At 65.9% G+C, this 2,138-nt stretch carries 3 protein-coding genes; all 3 read right to left on the reverse strand.

The window, feature by feature from the left end; all coding sequences use genetic code 11:
• Positions 1-197 (reverse strand): tripartite tricarboxylate transporter permease (locus OXF11_08380; GenBank protein ID MCY4487116.1); only part of this gene is annotated, 197 nt, incomplete at its 3' end.
• Between the two features lie 38 nt (positions 198-235).
• A complete protein-coding gene (locus OXF11_08385; protein MCY4487117.1) occupies positions 236-1,297 on the reverse strand; it encodes a tripartite tricarboxylate transporter substrate-binding protein in 1,062 nt (353 codons plus the stop codon).
• Between the two features lie 72 nt (positions 1,298-1,369).
• A partial coding sequence (locus OXF11_08390; GenBank protein MCY4487118.1) for a cupin domain-containing protein occupies positions 1,370-2,138 on the reverse strand: 769 nt, incomplete at its 5' end.

The following is a 2,138-nucleotide window of genomic DNA, read 5'->3' on the forward strand; positions in this document are numbered from 1 at the left end:
AGGCCCACCAGCAGCGCGATGACCGGATAGGGATCATTCATGGTCATCACGAAGGGGAGCATGATGGCCAGGGTGGTGGGGCCGCCGATACCCGGCAGGAACCCCACCAAGCTTCCGATCAGCACTCCCAGGGCCATCATGCCCAGGGAGTGCAGAGTCAGAATGCCGAGCAGGCCGTCAACGGCGGCTTCAAGCATGGATTGAGGGAGGCCGGCCGGTAAGGCTCAGCGGAACGCTATTTCTTTTTCTTCTTGCCCGTGGGCAGGCCGTGCTCCTCGCGGATCTTGAAGAGGAAGTCCTTCACTTCCTGGGAAGCGTCGGTGGATTCCAAGACCAGCTTGGCCGTGGCCGCGCCGTCCCGGGTTCTCCAGGCCTCGCCGAAGAACTTGGTGGCCTCCGTCTGGAACTTGGCGTCCTTCACCATATCGGCCCAGGCCCCGTGCAGCGTCTTCATGACGCTTGCCGGCGTTCCCTTGGGGGCGTGCAGAAACTTGTCCACGTCGGAGGGTCCGGCCCACACCTTGAAGGCCTGCCAGGCCACGCCCGAGGGCTTCTTGTCACCGAGTATTTCCTCGAAAGTGGGTATGTCGGGGAAGTCCTTGCGGCGCTTGTCCGTCAGCAACACGAGGGGGTCCACCACGCCGTCCCTCTGGAGGTCCCGGATGAGCTTGGCGTTGCCGGTGCCCCACATCTCGATCTCGCCTTGCCGCAAGGCCAGCACCATCTCGCCGGTACCCGCGTAGCCGAAGATCCAGCGGTTGTTCCAGTCGAGGTACTTGGCCCCCCACACGGTCATGGCCACCCAGGTGCGGATACCGTCCGAATCGCCCACCACCACGGGCTTGGCCTTGGGATCGGTGAGACGCTTGCGCGCGTCCTTGCGCACCATGAGGATGCTGCCGCCCCGCATGATGGAGCCGATGTACGAGTACTCCCTGGGATTGAACTTGACCCGCTTGCCGCCGCGCACGTAGGTGCTGAGGGCCGACGAGGAGTCCTGCAGCAGGGTCAATCCGTCCGGTTTGGCCCGGCGCGTGTAGTAGTTGTTGACCACGGTGCCGCCGCCGCCGGGCATGTTCTGCACGATGGTCTTGGGGTTGCCGGGTATGAACTTCGGCAGGAAACGTGAAACGAGCCGCGCCGTGGCGTCGGTGCCGCCGCCGGGACTGGAAGAGACCAGGACCGTGACGGTCTTGCCCGCGTAGTAATCGTCCGCCGCCATGGCGGCGGCAGCGCACAGCACGACCCCTGCAAACACGGACGCGAGAACGGTCGCGCGATATCCACCTGTAGCCATTGTTGTATTCCTCCTTTGCTGGCTCGCCTTGGATATTATGGTTGGCCCCGCACTGTCAAACCGGCGAAGCCGTCACATGGCCACGCCGGCCTGGTCCATGCCCTCCTGGCGGTGGAGCCCGAAGGCTTCCAGCACCGGGATGTCGTGCATGGAAAAGAGCAGCGCCTCCTCGCCGGCCGAGCGGTTGGCGTGCTCGTGCCAGCTCCACAGCGGCACGATGAAGGTGTCTCCCTGGCTCCACTCCAGCGTCTCGCCGTTGATCACGGTGGCGCCGCTACCCCGGAACGCGTGGTAGATGCTGGTGCTGTTGTGGCGGTGGGCGCGGGTGCGCTCGCCCGGGCGCAGCATCTGCGCCCAGCACGACAGGGTCGGCAGTGTCCGGCCGCCGGTGAGCGGGTTGACGTATTCGAGGGCGACGCCGTCGTAGGGGTCGGCCGGCGTCTCGGCCAGCGCCTGGAGCGCGCGGTAGGTGTCTTGCCAGCGGTAGTGAAGCGGCATCGGCGCCGGCTGCTCGCCGGAGCGCACCGGGCGGGTCATGCCGAAATGGGACGGTTCCTGTACGCTCGCATGGGTGGCCTGTTTCTCCTCCGAATAGGGCTCGTACGAGATCACCTGCAGCGACTGGATCAGCGGCACGTCGAGACCGTCGAGCCAGACCATGGGCTCGCTGCCTCCGTGACCGTGGTCGTGCCAGGTCCATTGGGGCGTGAGGATCAGGTCGCCCTCGGCCATCGGGAGCTTCTCGCCGTTGACCACCGTGTAGGCGCCCTCGCCCTGCACGATGAAGCGGATGGCGGCCATGGTGTGGCGATGGGCCGGGGCCACCTCGCCGGGCTGGATC

Source organism: Deltaproteobacteria bacterium (assembly GCA_026712905.1).
GTDB lineage: Bacteria > Desulfobacterota > Binatia > UBA9968 > JAJDTQ01 > JAJDTQ01.

Excerpts from the sequence above, each read along its gene's own strand:
- OXF11_08385 (MCY4487117.1), bottom strand. The coding sequence starts at position 1,297 with ATGGCTACAGGTGGATATCGCGCGACCGTTCTCGCGTCCGTGTTTGCA.